Annotated in this window: 13 protein-coding genes; 7 read left to right on the forward strand and 6 right to left on the reverse strand. The window is 70.3% G+C overall.

The window, feature by feature from the left end; all coding sequences use genetic code 11:
- The 3 genes from MKL01_RS00850 to ybgC form a co-directional block, all read left to right on the forward strand.
- A partial coding sequence (locus MKL01_RS00850; RefSeq protein WP_279604328.1) for a Holliday junction DNA helicase RuvB C-terminal domain-containing protein occupies positions 1–199 on the forward strand: 199 nt, incomplete at its 5' end.
- Positions 200–561: 362 nt separating this feature from the next.
- The gene (locus MKL01_RS00855) at positions 562–1,287 is read left to right on the forward strand and encodes a DUF4142 domain-containing protein (protein ID WP_243903350.1); all 726 of its coding nucleotides are present in this window, start codon (positions 562–564) and stop codon (positions 1,285–1,287) included.
- Positions 1,288–1,380: 93 nt separating this feature from the next.
- Complete coding sequence (ybgC, locus tag MKL01_RS00860) at positions 1,381–1,833, forward strand: tol-pal system-associated acyl-CoA thioesterase (RefSeq protein ID WP_243903351.1); 453 nt, start codon at positions 1,381–1,383, stop codon at positions 1,831–1,833.
- 4 nt (positions 1,834–1,837) lie between these two features.
- Here the strand turns inward: ybgC and MKL01_RS00865 are convergent, their stop codons facing one another.
- The gene (locus tag MKL01_RS00865; protein WP_243903352.1) at positions 1,838–2,626 is read right to left on the reverse strand and encodes an HpcH/HpaI aldolase family protein; all 789 of its coding nucleotides are present in this window, start codon (positions 2,624–2,626) and stop codon (positions 1,838–1,840) included.
- Positions 2,627–2,927: 301 nt separating this feature from the next.
- On the opposite strand from MKL01_RS00865, the gene tolQ reads away from it, so the two are divergent.
- From tolQ to tolB, 4 genes are all read left to right on the forward strand, one after another.
- A complete protein-coding gene (tolQ, locus tag MKL01_RS00870) occupies positions 2,928–3,644 on the forward strand; it encodes a protein TolQ (protein WP_043349106.1) in 717 nt (238 codons plus the stop codon).
- A 39-nt stretch (positions 3,645–3,683) separates the two neighbouring features.
- Positions 3,684–4,130 (forward strand): ExbD/TolR family protein, encoded by a 447-nt coding sequence (locus MKL01_RS00875; protein ID WP_243903353.1) that lies wholly within the window; start codon positions 3,684–3,686, stop codon positions 4,128–4,130.
- Between the two features lie 9 nt (positions 4,131–4,139).
- Positions 4,140–5,465, forward strand: coding sequence for a cell envelope integrity protein TolA (gene tolA, locus MKL01_RS00880; protein ID WP_243903354.1), 1,326 nt, complete (start codon positions 4,140–4,142; stop codon positions 5,463–5,465).
- Between the two features lie 63 nt (positions 5,466–5,528).
- On the forward strand, positions 5,529–6,866 hold the full coding sequence (gene tolB, locus MKL01_RS00885; protein ID WP_243903355.1) for a Tol-Pal system beta propeller repeat protein TolB: 1,338 nt from the start codon (positions 5,529–5,531) through the stop codon (positions 6,864–6,866).
- Between the two features lie 176 nt (positions 6,867–7,042).
- Here tolB and MKL01_RS00890 read toward each other — a convergent pair whose 3' ends face one another.
- From MKL01_RS00890 to MKL01_RS00910, 5 genes are all read right to left on the reverse strand, one after another.
- On the reverse strand, positions 7,043–8,275 hold the full coding sequence (locus MKL01_RS00890) for an MFS transporter (RefSeq protein ID WP_243903356.1): 1,233 nt from the start codon (positions 8,273–8,275) through the stop codon (positions 7,043–7,045).
- Positions 8,276–8,381: 106 nt separating this feature from the next.
- Positions 8,382–10,925 carry a sensor histidine kinase gene (locus tag MKL01_RS00895; RefSeq protein WP_243903357.1) on the reverse strand — a complete coding sequence of 848 codons (2,544 nt, stop codon included), beginning with the start codon at positions 10,923–10,925 and terminating at the stop codon, positions 8,382–8,384.
- A 326-nt stretch (positions 10,926–11,251) separates the two neighbouring features.
- On the reverse strand, positions 11,252–12,652 hold the full coding sequence (gene ahcY, locus MKL01_RS00900; RefSeq protein ID WP_243903358.1) for an adenosylhomocysteinase: 1,401 nt from the start codon (positions 12,650–12,652) through the stop codon (positions 11,252–11,254).
- 145 nt (positions 12,653–12,797) lie between these two features.
- Positions 12,798–13,202, reverse strand: coding sequence for a CsbD family protein (locus tag MKL01_RS00905; protein WP_243903359.1), 405 nt, complete (start codon positions 13,200–13,202; stop codon positions 12,798–12,800).
- Between the two features lie 304 nt (positions 13,203–13,506).
- On the reverse strand, positions 13,507–14,964 hold a 1,458-nt coding region (locus MKL01_RS00910), incomplete at its 5' end, for a KUP/HAK/KT family potassium transporter (RefSeq protein WP_243903360.1).

Below are 14,964 nucleotides of genomic sequence, written 5' to 3' on the forward strand. Positions count from 1 at the left end.
GACGATCGGCGCGGCCCTGTCGGAGCCGCGCGACGCCATCGAGGACATCATCGAGCCCTACCTGATCCAGCGCGGCTTCGTGCAGCGCACCCCCCGCGGCCGCGTCCTCACCCGGCACGCCTACGACCACCTCGGAATCGCACGACCCAGACGCGAGACCGGCGGCCAGACCGGCTTCTTCGATGACGGCCAGGACTGACGCCGACGCATCACCGTATGTGCGTGCCACGGGCCTGCATTTCGCCTTTGGAATGGCAGGTCCCCGACGATCGGGAGGCGTCGGCGCGGTCGCTGCGCGGCTCGTCATCGGCAAGTCTCTGCGGAGACGCGCGTTTCCGGCTTCGCTGGGGGCAGTATGGTCGAGCTTGCCGGCCGGCGCGGAGGCTATTTTGCCGACGTCTCGATAGGCCGAAGATGGAACAGCCGGGAAATCGATCGGTTGTGGACCCGACCGCGCCCCGTTCCGGTGGCGCCGCCAAGGCTGTCGTCTGCAAGGCCCACCGCTCGGTTCGCCACAGGTCTTCAAGCCGTCAAGAACACTATCAGGGATACACTTCAGCCATGAAGAAGATTTCGCTCGCCGTCCTCGGCCTGTCCGCCGCCGTCCTGGCCGCGCCGGCCTTCGCGCAGGACGCGCTGCCGATCCGGGTGCTCCCCTTCGCCCAGCAGGACGATGCCGGCGCCGCCACGACCGAGACGCCGGCCTTCCGCGCCGAGGCCCTGCGCTCCGACGCCGCCAGCATCGAGGCGAGCCGGATCGCCCTGGAGCGGTCGCGCAACCCGAACGTCCGCAACTACGCCCACCGCGTCCTCGTCGAGCGCAAGGCGACCACGGATGCGCTGCTGCCCCCGAACACCTCGCTGTCGCGTAACGGCTCGGTCGTGTCGGACAACCAGGGCATCCGCACCGATCTGAGCAACCCGGTCGGCCTCGTCCTGGCGCCGGTGACGGTGGCGGCCAACATCGGCACCAGCATCGTGGGCGGTGCCCTCGGCGCTGTCGGCATCATCGACAACAGCCCCGCCGAGCCCGGCCGCCGGGTCGCACTGGGCGAGCGTGGCCAGGCGCGTCTCGCGCAGCTCCAGGCGGCGCCGAACGGCCGCAGCTTCGACCGCACCTTCGTCGCCCAGCAGGCACGGTCCGACGCCCGGACCCTTGCGCTCTACGATTCCTACGCGAAGGCCGGCGACAGCGCCCAGGGTCGTCAGTTCGCCGCCGAGGCCCTGCCCTACATCGCCGACGAGCACGCCCACTCGGCGAGCCTGGCGGCCCGCATCGGCGGCTGATTTCGGCACCGGTCGGTCGATACGCGAGGGCCGCCCCCTAGGGGCGGCCCTCTTCGTATTGCACCGGCTCCGGGCGAGCCGCTAAGGATCCCCATGATCACCAAGGAGCCCGCCAGCGAGGGTCCGGACCCGGATGGCACCCCGTCCCACCGGCTCTCAGTCCGCGTCTACTACGAGGACACGGACTTTTCGGGCTTCGTGTACCACGCGAGCTATCTGCGGTTCCTGGAGCGCGGCCGCACCGAGATGCTGCGCGACCTCGCCGGAAATCAGTCCGCCCTGCACCGCGACGCCCAAGGGCTCGTCTTCGTGGTGCGGCGGATGAGCCTCGAATTCCTGACGCCGGCCCGGATGGACGACCTGCTGACCGTCGTCACCCGCACGCGGGAGCTGCGGGGTGCCTCGATGCAGCTGATCCAGCACGTCTGCCGCGGCGACGAACGGCTCGTCGCCGCAGAGGTGACGGTGGCCTGCGTGCGCGAGGGCCGGGCGGTCCGCCTGCCCGAGGCCCTGCGGCGGCAGCTCACCGCGTTGGCGGGCGCCTAGACGCTCAGCCCGTGCGCGCGGGATCGGCCTCGCGCAGCAGCCGGGCGAAGGCGTGGGCGACGGTCATCGCGTCGTACTCGATCGACACGAGCTGGAAGCCCATCGCCACCATTTCGCGCGCCCGTGCCGGCGACGGCGCGAACGCACAGGGCAGCTTGCCCGCCGCCAGCGTCTTGCGGACGATCTCGGCGAGCGCCGCCGTGACCGCCGATCCGAGCGGGTCCATGGCCGCTCCCTGGGACAGGGCGATCGACAGGTCGGCGGGACCGACCAGGATGCCGTCGATGCCCGGGACCGCCAGGATCGCCTCCAGCGCGGCGATCGACTCCGCGGTCTCGCACATCGCGATGGTCAGCGCGCGGGCGTTGCCGACCGCCAGATATTCCGACGCGTCCCGGAGACCGGAGAGCAGGATCGCCCGGTCCGGCCCCCAGCTCCGCTGCCCGACGGGCGGGAACTTGGCGGCGTCGGCGAGCGCCTGCGCCTGGGCGACGGTGTTGATCATCGGCGCCACGATCCCGGCCGCGCCCGCATCCAGCATCCGAGACACCATGGCGACATCGCCCACCGGCACCCGCACGAGGGCGGCCTTGCCGGCCAGAGCCACCTCGGTGATCGCCGCGCAGCTGGACCTGTAATCGTAGGCGCCGTGCTGCTGATCGAGGAGCACGGCATCGAAGCCCGCGCGGGCCAGCGCACCCGCCATCGCCGGGTCGGCGATCACCGACCAGCCGAGGAACCGGGCCGGGCCGGTGGGCAGAAGCTCGTGAAGGCTGGGAACGGGAAGTGTCATGCGCTTCCTGTGCGGGTCTCGGGTTGCGTGCGACTCGCCGCCGCGGTGACGACCATAGAGGCCGCGGTTTCCGAAGGTCCAGCCCGGATCCGCGCGGCCGAAGCCCAGGATCGACCGGATCGAAACCGATCCTTAACCCTGCCGCGCCCTTAACGGAGTCGATGCGGCCGCGGCACGCGGGGGCCGCGGGCGGCCCATACTTTCGACAGATTCGCGGGCGACAGCATTGATATCGCTCACGGATCCGGCGGACGCGGGCGTCGCCCGGCGCATCGCGATCCGGAGCAGGAGACCTCGACGGATGAACCCAGCCGACGCGATGCAGGCCGCGCCTGTCGCCGACATGACGCTGCTCGGTCTGTTCCTTCAGGCCCACTTCGTCGTCAAGATCGTGATGATCGGGCTGCTCAGCGCCTCGATCTGGTGCTGGTCGATCATCGTCGACAAGACGCTGCTGTTCCGCCGCACCAAGGCCGAGATGGACGCGTTCGAGGACGCGTTCTGGTCCGGCCGCTCCCTGGAGGAGCTGTTCCGCTCGTTCAACGACCGGCCGGCCACCGGCCTCGCCGCCGTGTTCGTCGCCGCCATGCGGGAATGGAAGCGCTCGTTCGAGGGCTCCGGCCGCCAGATCCAGTCGCTGTCGCAGCGGATCGAAAAACAGCTCGACGTCACGATCCACCGGGAGGTGGAGCGTCTGGAATCCCGCCTGCTGTTCCTCGCCTCGATCGGCTCGGCCGGCCCGTATATCGGCCTGTTCGGCACGGTCTGGGGCATCATGACCGCCTTCACGTCGATCGCCGCCTCGAAGAACACGTCGCTGGCCGTCGTGGCTCCCGGCATCGCCGAGGCCCTGTTCGCCACCGCCATCGGCCTGTTCGCGGCGATCCCGGCCGTGCTCGCCTACAACAAGCTCCAGGCGGAGGTGACCAAGGCGCAGTCGCGCCTGGAGGGCTTCGCCGACGAGTTCTCCGCCATCCTCTCCCGCCAGATCGACGAGCGGCTGCCGCTGGCCGCCTGAGGCAGATCCGCCGGACACCGAGCGAGAGGAACGCGATTCATGGGCATGGCAGCGGGCGCATCGCAGGGCGGGAAGCGCCGTCGGCGTCGGAGCCGCCGCGGCGGCCCCATCAACGAGATCAACATGACGCCGTTCATCGACGTCGTGCTGGTCCTCCTGATCATCTTCATGGTGGCGGCGCCGATGATGACCGTGGGCGTGCCCCTGGACCTGCCGCAGTCGAAGGCCTCCCCGCTCAATTCCGACGTGAAGCCGATCACCCTGTCGATCCGCCAGACCGGGCAGGTCTTCCTCGGCGAGGACGAACTCACCGACGAGATGATCGTGCCGAAGCTCACCGAGACCGCCAAGACCGGCACCGAGGAGCGCGTGTTCGTGCGCGGCGACAAGCGCGTCGACTACGGCCGCGTGGCGCAGGTGATGGCGATCGTCACCGGCGGCGGCTTCAAGAAGGTGGCGCTCGTCACCGAGCCCGAGCATCAGTAGGGCCGCCCCGTGGAGTTCCGCTTCGACCATAAGGAACCGGGTGTCTGGATCTCCGCCGGCACCCACGTCGCGCTCCTGGCGCTGGCGCTGTTCAGCATCGCGGCCCCGGCCCTGCCCGAAGCGCAGGAGGGCGTGCCCGTCGAGGTGATCACCGAGAACCAGTTCTCCGAGATCACCAAGGGCGAGCGTCAGGCCGACAAGCCGATGCCGAATCCGACATCCCGCGCCGACCGCCAGGCCGAGAAGGTCGAGGATCGCGAGCCCGAGAACGCCAAGACCGACGCACCGACCGCGCCCACACGCACCGCCGAGATGAAGCTCGCCAACGCGGAGGAGATGCCGCTGCGCGGCGAACCGGACCCGCAGGAGACGGCCAAGGCCGCCAAGGCGGCGCAGGAGAAGCGCGACGCCGAGAAGGCGGCCGAGAAAGCCGCCGAGAAGGCCGCCAAGGCGACGGCCGAGAAGGCTGCGGCCGAGAAGGCGACCAAGGCCGAAGCGAAAGCCAAGGCCGAAGCGGCCGCCGCCAAGGCGGAGGCGGAGAAACGCGAGCAGCTTGTGAAATTGATCGAGAAGCAGGAGGCCGAGGCCGAAGCCGCGCAGAAGGCCGCGGCCGCCAAGGCCAAGGCTGAGGCAGCCAAGGAAGCGGCCAAAAAGGCCGCAGACGCCAAGGCCAAGGCCGAGGCGGAAGCCGAACGCCAGAAGGACCTCGCCGAAGCGAAGGCCGAGGCCGAGCGCGAGAAGCAGGAGGCGGCCGCCAAGGCCAAGGCCGAAGCCGCCAAGGCAGAGGCGGCCGCGAAGGCGGATGCCGCCGCCAAGGCGAAGGCCAAGGCGATGGCGGACGCGAAGGCCAAGGCCGACGCGGAGGCCAAGGCGCGCAAGCAGGCCGAGCTGGCCGACAAGTTCAACGCGGGCGACATCCGCTCGATGCTCGCCTCGAAGGTGCCGTCGCAATCGACCGGCGCCACCGGACACACGGTGCAGAAGGTGGCGGCCCTCGGCGCCGCGACCGGTACGGCGCAGCGCCTGTCGCCGTCGCTCCGCGACGCCCTGGTCGGCCTGCTCCAGCAGCAGATCGAGCGCTGCTATTCGGCGCCCCCCGGGGCGGCCCAGGGCGTGGTCCTGCCGGTGCTCGACATCCGCCTGAACCCGAACGGCTCGCTCAGCACCGAGCCGCGGATCATGCGCGGCGGTGCGAGCGCGGTGGATCAGTCGATCGCGCAGGCCGCGCTCCGGGCGGTCCGCCGGTGTGCGCCGTACAACATTCCGGCCACCTACGCGCCGTACTACAACGACTGGAAGGCCATCAACGCGGAGTTCGAGTTCACGGCGACCTGAGGCTCCGTCTCCCGCGCCCGCCCTCGACCGCCGACCTGTCTGACCGTCACCCGGATCTGAACGATGCAGAACGTCTCATCCGTCGGGCGTCTCCCGACGTCCCTCCCCGCGCGCCTGATCGCGCTGTTCGTCGTGCTGACGGCGTTCCTGGCCGGCCCGGCGCAGGCCCAGCTGCAGCTGCGCATCGGCGGCGGCAACTTCCAGCCGATGCCGATCGCGATCGCCGATTTCGGCGGCGACCCCAGCCTGGGGGGCCTCGTGTCCGGCGTCGTGACCAACAACCTGCGCCGGTCCGGCTATTTCACGCCCCTCGACCACGCCCGTTTCCCCGAGCAGCCGAACTTCGACGCCGCGCCGAACTTCGAGAAGTGGCGCGCCACCGGCATCCAGGGGCTCGTCACCGGCCGCGTTGTCCGCGACGGCGGCCGGCTCAAGGTCGAGTTCCGGCTCTGGGACGTCACGTCCGGCCAGCAGATGACCGGCCAGCAATACGGCACCGACGCCGCCAATGCCCGGCGCACCGGCCACCTGATCTCCGACGCCGTCTACACCAAGATCACCGGCCTCGGACCCTGGTTCGACAGCCGCATCGCCTTCGTGGACGAGACCGGCCCGAAGGAGAACCGCCGCAAGCGCCTGATGGTCATGGACCAGGACGGCGCCAACGTCCGGGCGATCACCAGCGGTGAGATGTCGATCGTGGCGCCGCGCTACTCGCCGGCCACCCAGGACATCGCCTTCATGGCGCAAGCCACCGGCCACCAGCCGCGAGTCCAGGTCATCAACCTGGAGACCGGGTCGCGACAGGCGCTCGGCAACGTCGATTCCATGAGCGCCAGCCCGCGCTTCTCGCCGGACGGCCGCAAGCTCGTCATGAGCGTGCAGCAGGGCGGCAACGCCGACATCGTCACGATGGACATCGCCTCGAAGGCGCAGCATTCGATCACCAACGGCATGGCGATCGACACCTCGCCGACCTACTCGCCGGACGGCGCACAGATCGCCTTCGAGTCGGACCGCGGCGGCTCTCAGCAGGTCTACGTGATGGGCGCGGACGGCTCGAACCCGCACCGCATCACCTTCGGCGCCGGCTCGGCCTCGCAGCCGGCCTTCTCGCCCCGCGGCGACCTGATCGCCTATACGCGCCAGCGCAACGGCGGCTTCGCCATCTGCGTGTCGAAGCCCGACGGCACCGGCGAGCGCGTCCTCACCGAAGGCTTCCACAACGAGGGGCCGACCTTCGCGCCGAACGGTCAATACGTACTGTTCTTCCGCGACCCCGGCGGCCAGGGCGGCGGCAAGCTGTTCATGGTCGACATCACCGGCCGCGTGGAGCAGCCGGTCTCCACGCCCGCCTACGCCTCCGATCCGACCTGGTCGCCGCTGCTCGCGGGCCGCTGAGGGCGGCGCGCGGCCGCGACGTCGCTTCTGAAGGCGCACGATCGGGCGGTGATGCCGAGCAGGTCGCCGCGCTCCGCCTGCGCGGACCGCGGCGGCGAAGCGATCGACAGGCGGCATGGCGGACCGCGACGCCATGCGGGCGCGCGCGCATCATCCGGGGTGCGCGTCCGAGCCGTTCACCCCTGCACCAACAACCGGTCGCGATCCCGCAGCGCCGGGAACAGGCGGCCCCAGAGCAGCGCGATCACCACCGTCGCGGCGCCCCCCGCCACGACGGCCGGCACCGCCCCGACGGCGGCGGCGAGCAGGCCGGATTCGAACTCGCCGAGTTCGTTGGACGCCCCGATGAACACCGTGTTCACCGCCGAGACCCGGCCGCGCATCGCGTCCGGCGTCTCGCCCTGCACGAAGGTCTGGCGCACGTAGACCGAGATCATGTCGGCGGCGCCCGTGACGAACAGGCAGGCCATCGACAGCGGCAGCGAGGTCGAGAGGCCGAAGGCGACCGTGGCGGCGCCGAACAGGGCGGCGGCCCGGAGCATGCGCAAGCCCGCGTAGCGCCTGAGGGGGCGGTTCGCCAGCAGCACCGCCATGGCGACCGCCCCGAAGGCCGGCATGCTCCGGAGGGCGCCGAGGCCGAGGGGGCCGACATGCAGCACCTCGGCGGCGTAGATCGGCAGGAGGGCCGTGGCTCCCCCGAGCAGGACCGTGAACAGATCGAGGCTGATCGCGCCGAGCACCACCGGCTGCGCGCGGATATAGGCGATGCCGGCCGACAGCGCCGCCCAGGTGATCGGCGGGCGTTCGCCCGCGGCTGCCGGTCGAAAGCGGATCAGCGCCGTCAGGAGGCTCGCCAGGGCGAAGCTTCCGCCGGCCCCGCCGAACACCACGGCGGGGCCGAGGGCGTAAAGGAAGCCGCCCAGCGCCGGACCCATCACGGACGCGCTCTGCCAGAGCGAGGCGTTCCACGCGATGGCCGAGCTGAACTGCGGGCCGGGCACCAGGGTCGGCAGCAGGGCCTGCAGCGCCGGGTTGGCGAAGGCCCGGGCCGTACCGACCACCACCACCAGGGCGTAGATCGGCCAGACGGATTGCAGGCCCGCCAGCGCGTAGGCGAGGAGGCCGAAGCTCGCCGCACTCTGCAGCGCGAAGGCCGCCGCGCCGACGAGCCGGCGATCATAGGCGTCCGCCACGTGGCCGGTGATCAGCGCGCAGATCACGGCGGGCAGGAAGCCGGCCAGGCCGACGAGGCCCAGAGCCAGGGCGGAATGGGTCAGGTCGTAGACGAACCAGCCGATCGCCACCGCCTGCATCTGATAGGCCAGGCCCGTCAGAAAGCGGGCGGACCCGAACAGGCGAAAATCGCCGATGCGGAAGACGGCCCAGCCGGAACGATCATGTGCGGACATCGGTCCCTGCTGCGCAACGCCGGACCAAGAATCAAGCCCGCCGGCTCGTCAGCGCTCCGCGATCGCCGGGTCCGGGCCAGCGGGCGGGGGCCGGAGGCGATCCGCCTCAGTTCAGCGCCGCCCCGGGTCTGCGCGGCGCCGTCGCCGGGCCTGCCGGCGGCGGCGGCTCCGACTGGCGGAGCGGTCGCGCGGCGAGGTTGAGCGGGAAGGTGCAGGTCACGCAGGTCCCGCTGCCGGGCGCCGTATCGAGCCGGACCCGACCGCCGTGCAGCTCGACGAAGGAGCGCACGATCGAAAGGCCGAGACCGACGCCCCGGTGCCGCGTGCCGAGGGTGTGGCTCTCGAAGCGGTTGAAGACCGAATCGGCGATCTCCGGCGGCATCCCCCGGCCGTGATCGCGCACGCTCAGCAGGAGCTCCTGCTCGGTGCGCCGGGCATGGACCTCCACCCGCTGCCCGGCATCCGAGAAGCCGACGGCGTTCGACAGCAGGTTGAACAGGATCTGGCGGACGCGCTTTCCGTCGGCGTGGACGCCGCCGATGTCGTCGGGCACGTCGAGCGCCAGGGTGATGTTCGACTCCGCCAGCCGGTCCGCGATCCCGCGCACGGCCGCCTCGATGGTGGCCTGCACGTCGACCTCCTCCCGCTGAAGTTCCAGCGAGCCGGCGTCGATCGAGGCGAGATCGAGGATGTCGTTGATGATGACGAGAAGCGCCGCCGAGGAGCGCATGATGTGGTCCGAATACTCGCGCTGGCGCTCGTTGAGCGCTCCGACGGTCTCGTCGCCCAGGAGCTGGGTGAAGCCGATGATGTTCGTGAGCGGCGAGCGCAGCTCGTAGGAGACGTGATGCACGAAGGTGTCGCGCAGCTGCGCCGCCTTCTCCAGGGCGTCGTTCTTCTCGGTAAGCGCCCGCTCGACGTTCACGCTGTCGGTGATGTCGATGAGGGTGAGGAGCGTAGCGCCTTCGGGAAGCGGCTGCGTGGCGCAGTCGAGGACGGTGCCGTCCACCACCTCCAGCCGGCACGACCGGGCCGTCCTGGATTCCAGCCCGACGACGGCATCCCGGATGTCGATCCACGATTCCTCGGCCGGGGCCAGGGCCCGGCAGGATTCGATGACGGCGTCCACGTGCGGGCGCTCCTCGACGCGTTCGGGATCGAGCCGCCACACGGTGCAGAAGGCGCGGTTCGCCAGGGTGAGCCGGCCGTCGGCCCCGAAGACCGCCACGGGCTCGGCCAGGGTATCGAGCGTCTCGGCCTGCAGGCGGCGCAGGGCGTTGTACCGGGACTCGGCGTTGAGGTGGTCGGAGACGTCGTCGAACAGGTAGGTCAGGCCGCCCTGCGGGTTCGGGTCGGCGACCACGCGCAGCGTCCGGCCGTCGGGCAGATACCACCAGGTCTGATTCGCCTCCGCGGCGCGGTAGGCGGCGAGCACGCCGTGCTTCCAGCCCCGGAAATCCGCGTGCTCCTCGAGCTTCCGCTCCGAGCGCAGGTGATCGAGGATCTCGCCGTCGGAGGGGCGGCTGTCGAGGAAGGCCTGATCGAGGTCCCAGAGCTGGCGATAGGCCGCGTTGTGGAAGATCAGCCGCTGCGAGACGTCGAACATCGCCACCGCGGTGGGCAGCTGGTCGAGGGTCCGGACGTTCGCATTCATCTGCCGCTGGAGGTCGGCGCGCACGCTCTCCAGCTCCGACACGTCGATCGCGATCCCGACCCGGCCGTTGTCGAGGCTCGTCTCGAACACGTCGAGCATGCGCCGGCTGCCGGCCACGATGGCCGAGAGCCGCGGGACGCCGCGGGTCAGGCCGGCGGACCGGGCCGCCTCCTCGCGGGCGATGGTTTCCCGGGCCGGCCGGTCGAACAGCTCCACGCCGGCATCCAGGGCCGCCTCGCGGCTCTGCGCCTCCACGGCGGCCGCGTAGGCGGCGTTGACCCAGCTCAGGCTGCCCTCGCGGGTGCGCCGCCAGACCGGCTGCGGGATCGCGTCGAGGAGGCCCGAGAGGGCCGAGAGACCCCGGCGGGTCTCGTCCAGGGTGGCACGCAGGTCGGCGATCTCACACCGCTCCTGGCTGGTCTCGCGCAGCCGCAAAAGCGCCCGTCCGGCCACCGCCTGTCCGTGGGCCTCGATGCTGCGGCCGGTCTGCGAGGTGAGACTCAGCGCGAAGCCGGTTCCGCGCGCCCGCAACGTGTCGACGGCGGCCTCGACCGCGGCGGCGTCGGCGGCGATCAGCCAGGTGCCGAAGGCAAGCACGCGGCGCGCGTAGCCGGAGGTCGGCCGCTCGCCGTGGATCGCGAGGCTGATGTCGCCTTCGACGACGGGCTCGCTGCGCCGGTCCCAGGTGACGATGATCTGGCGCTCGGCATTGAGCAGCATCTCGGCGCGGTCGTGGGCGCCGCGCAGGACGTCGAGGGCCGCGACCAGTTCGCGCTCGCGGCGGGTCCAGCGCCCGCGCTCGTAGAGATGGAGGAGCGACAGGATCACCGCGAAGACGACGAGGCCGCCGAAGACCGCGAGGGCCGCCACGCTGTGGATCTCGCGGGCCGGGTGCGCCGCCGCCGCATCGGGCAGCTCGGCCAGCGCGGCACTCGCTATCGTCAGGGCGAGAACGCCCACGCCGATCCGAACGTGTGTCGTACGACCGACACCCATGGCTTGTCCCGCCCCCGGCCCATCGACGGCGATGCGAGGCGCGCGTCATCGCGCTGCGCATCACGCACCGTCCCCGCGGCGAGTCTCGCGAACCGCCGCAGTCCCATCGATCAAAGATTCGCCCACACTCTAACGTGTGGCGGAATCCGGTCGGAAGGGGAACGAAGCGTGGCCTTACGTCCGCGGCGCATAATCGCTCGTTAACGACACACAGAAGACACAGTCCAACCCCGCAGCGGCGTCTTGACAAACGAAGAGGCCCGGCGCAGCGCGCCGGGCCTCGGATGTCATCCTGAATGCGGGCCTCGGGTCTCGCCCGAACCGCCTCAGTAGCGGTAGTGCTCGGACTTGAACGGACCGGATTCGGAAACGCCGATATAGGCGGCCTGGTCGGGGCGCAGCTTCGAGAGCTTCACGCCGATCTTCTCCAGGTGCAGGGCCGCGACCTTCTCGTCGAGGGTCTTGGGCAGGGTGTAGACCTGCTTCTGGTACTTCGACGTGTTGGTCCAGAGCTCGATCTGCGCCAGCGTCTGGTTGGTGAACGAGGCCGACATCACGAACGACGGGTGACCCGTCGCGTTGCCGAGGTTCACCAGACGCCCCTCCGACAGGAGGATGATGCGGTGACCGTCCGCGAAGGTGATCTCGTCCACCTGCGGCTTGATGTTGGACCACTTGAGGTTCTTCAGGCCGGCGACCTGAATCTCGTTGTCGAAGTGGCCGATGTTGCACACGATCGCCCGGTCCTTCATGGCCCGCATGTGATCGATGGTGATGATGTCCTTGTTGCCCGTGGCGGTGACGAAGATGTCGGCGCGCGGCGCGGCATCCTCCATGGTCACGACCTCGTAGCCCTCCATGGCGGCCTGGAGCGCGCAGATCGGATCGATCTCCGAGACCAGCACGCGGCAGCCGGCGTTGCGCAGCGACGCGGCCGAGCCCTTGCCGACGTCGCCGAAGCCCGCCACCATGGCGACCTTGCCGGCCATCATCACGTCGGTGCCGCGGCGGATGCCGTCGACCAGCGACTCCTTGCAGCCGTAGAGGTTGTCGAACTTCGACTTGGTGACCGAGTCGTTCACGTTGATCGCCGGGAAGAGCAGCTTGCCCTCCTTGGCGAGCACGTAGAGGCGGTGCACGCCCGTGGTGGTCTCCTCAGAGACGCCCTTGATGCTGTCGGCGAGGCCGGCGAACCAGCCCTTCGGCTTCTCGGCGAGCTTCTTCTTGAGCAGCGCGAAGAAGACCTCCTCCTCCTCGCTCTCGGGCTTGTCGAGGAAGGCGGTGTCGCCGCGCTCGGCGCGCAGGCCGAGATGGACGAACATGGTGGCGTCGCCGCCGTCGTCGAGGATCATGTTCGGCATGCCGCCGTCATGCCAGTCGAACAGGCGCGAGGTGTAGTCCCAGTACTCCTCCAGGGTCTCGCCCTTCACGGCGAAGACCGGGATGCCGGCGGCCGCGATGGCGGCGGCGGCATGGTCCTGGGTCGAGTAGATGTTGCAGGAGACCCAGCGGATGTCGGCGCCGAGCGCCTTCAGGGTCTCGATCAGCACGGCGGTCTGGATCGTCATGTGGAGCGAGCCGGCGATCTTGGCGCCCTTCAGGGGCTGCGCGGCGCCGTACTCCTCGCGGACCGCCATCAGGCCCGGCATCTCCGTCTCGGCGATCGAGATCTCCTTGCGGCCGTAATCGGCCAGCCCGATGTCCTTGACGATGTAATCCTTGGCCATGAGTCGACGGCTCCGTGTTGACGGTGGGGTTCGGCGCGAGCCTCTACCACCTCAGGGGCCAAGAAGCAATCAAGACATAAAGATGTCTTTATACGTCCAATCAGCGGGGCGGCTGCGTCGCCGGCCGCCCCGTCGCCGGGAGCCCTCAGCGGGTCGGGCGCGCCAGCCAGCCGATACCGAACGCGACGGCGGCCACGAGGGCGAGCGTCGTGGCGCGGTTCTCGTCCGCGTGCGCCGCGAGGCGGCGTCCGTGACGGACGGCCCGGTCGCGATAGTGCTGCCCGCGCTCCATCGCCTCCTCGGCCAGTTCGTGACCGCGGTCGCTGACCTCCCGGAACCGGGCGCGGCCCTCCTCGACGAGGTGTTCGCCGCCGTCGCGCAGGTCACGCACGGTGTCGCGCGCCTCGCCGTAGGCGTAGCGGGCGGCGCCAGCGGCCTGGTCGTAGGCGCCGTCGACCTGATCCCCGGGCCGCCCGCGAATCGCCCCCGCCGCCGTCTTGGCCCGTCCGCGCATGTGGCGGAGTCCGCCCTCGAGATGGTCTCTGTTCATGAACTCTCTCCGATCCGGCGCGCGCCGCATCGACGCGCCGGCTGTGTCGGGGCGCAACGGGGCCGGACGGCTGCGGTTCCGCACCCGCCGTCGAGCGAGGCTCAAGTTTCCGTGCGCCGTCGCGGAAGAGCTCGGCCCGCCGTTTCGGCCCGCGCAGGTCTCCGCGGATCGAATTGCGCAATGCTGCGGCGTGTCGGGCGGCTATCGGCGGCCGCCGGACGGTCCGTTCTCTCGCGAGGACTTGGCGGGCCGCCGCGGCGGCAGCGGCGACACCGATCCGGCGGGTCTCAATGCGCCCCGGTACCTAGATCTCGATCTCGGTGCCCACCTCCACCACCTGCCGGGTCGGCACCCCGAAGAAAGCGCCCGTGCGTTCGGCGTTGCGCTGCATGAAGGCGAACAGGTTCTCCCGCCACGGCGCCATGCCGCGCCGGTCCTTCTTGGGAATGACCGTCTCGTGCCCGACGAAGACGGTCATGTCGTCCACCGCCTGCGGCGGCAGGTGGCGGGATTCCACCGCGCAGGCGAGCCCCTCGGGGATCGAGGCCTCCTCCATGAAGCCGTAGCGCAGGATAACCCGGTAGAAGTCCGGGGCCAGGATCGTCACGTGGGCCCGCTGCGCCTTCGGGACGGTGGGCGTCTCCTCGTAGAGCGCCGTGATGATCAGGATGCGCTCCATCAGGGCGCGGTTCCGCTCGACGAAGCGCGAGAGGTGCAGCGGGATGCCGTGCTCCGCGGCCGACAGGAAGGCCGCCGTGCCCGGCAGGCGCAGCAGGTCGCGGTGCTGGAGGCCCGCCAGGAACACGTCCTCCGGGAGCCGCAGGGCGACCCGCGCGTCCTCGACCAGTTCGTTGCCCCTCTTCCAAGTCAGCATCATCAGCGCGACCAATCCGGCCAGCACCAGCGGAAACCAGCCGCCCTCCAGGACCTTCACGCTGTTGGCGGCGAGGAACACGAGGTCGATGACGAGGAAGAAGCCGTTCACCGCCACGACCAGGATGGGATTGTAGCCCCACCGGAGCGCGATCAGGGCGGCGAGCAGCGTGGTGATCCCCATGAGCATCGAGACGGCGATCCCGTAGGCGCCGGCCAGGGCGTCGGACGAGCCGAACATGACGACCGCCACCAGGGTCGCGACGGCCAGGAGCCAGTTCACCATCGGCACGTAGATCTGGCCGCGCTCGTCGCGGGCCGTCTGAACGATGCGCATCGCCGGAAGGAAGCCGAGCTGCACCGATTGCTGCGTCAGTGAGAACACGCCCGAGATGATCGCCTGCGAGGCGATGATCGTCGCCATCGCGGCCAGCAGGATGAGCGGCAGATGGCCCCAGTCGGGGCACAGGTGGAAGAACGGGTTCTCGAGGGCGTCGGGCGCCGACAGCAGCAGCGCCCCCTGGCCGAAATAGTTCAGTACCAGGGCCGGCAGGACCAGCGCGAACCACGCCGTGCGGATCGGCAGCGCCCCGAAATGGCCGAGGTCGGCATACATGGCCTCGCCGCCGGTCACCGCCAGGAACGCCGCGCCCAGCATCGCGAAGCTGACATGCACGCCGGCGTGCAGCATGAAGTCCACCGCCCGCAACGGATTGGCGGCCGCGAGGATCCCGGGGTTGCCGACGATGCCGACGATGCCCAGCAGGGCGAGCACGGCGAACCAGACCAGCATGACCGGCCCGAACACCCGGCCGATGGCGGCCACGCCCTTGTGCTGGACCAGGAACAGCCCGACCAGGATCACGATCGTGATCGGCACCACGAACGG

Origin of the sequence: Methylobacterium sp. J-070 (genome assembly GCF_022829385.1) — a bacterium.
Classification (GTDB): Bacteria; Pseudomonadota; Alphaproteobacteria; order Rhizobiales; family Beijerinckiaceae; genus Methylobacterium.

Bases quoted from the DNA above. Each gene is read 5' to 3' on its own strand.
- ahcY (WP_243903358.1), bottom strand. From the start codon at position 12,652: ATGGCCAAGGATTACATCGTCAAGGACATCGGGCTGGCCGATTACGGC.
- MKL01_RS00890 (WP_243903356.1), bottom strand. From the start codon at position 8,275: ATGTCCGCACATGATCGTTCCGGCTGGGCCGTCTTCCGCATCGGCGAT.
- tolQ (WP_043349106.1), top strand. From the start codon at position 2,928: ATGAACCCAGCCGACGCGATGCAGGCCGCGCCTGTCGCCGACATGACG.
- tolB (WP_243903355.1), top strand. From the start codon at position 5,529: ATGCAGAACGTCTCATCCGTCGGGCGTCTCCCGACGTCCCTCCCCGCG.
- MKL01_RS00865 (WP_243903352.1), bottom strand. From the start codon at position 2,626: ATGACACTTCCCGTTCCCAGCCTTCACGAGCTTCTGCCCACCGGCCCG.
- ybgC (WP_243903351.1), top strand. From the start codon at position 1,381: ATGATCACCAAGGAGCCCGCCAGCGAGGGTCCGGACCCGGATGGCACC.
- MKL01_RS00875 (WP_243903353.1), top strand. From the start codon at position 3,684: ATGGGCATGGCAGCGGGCGCATCGCAGGGCGGGAAGCGCCGTCGGCGT.
- MKL01_RS00895 (WP_243903357.1), bottom strand. From the start codon at position 10,925: ATGGGTGTCGGTCGTACGACACACGTTCGGATCGGCGTGGGCGTTCTC.
- MKL01_RS00905 (WP_243903359.1), bottom strand. From the start codon at position 13,202: ATGAACAGAGACCATCTCGAGGGCGGACTCCGCCACATGCGCGGACGG.
- MKL01_RS00855 (WP_243903350.1), top strand. From the start codon at position 562: ATGAAGAAGATTTCGCTCGCCGTCCTCGGCCTGTCCGCCGCCGTCCTG.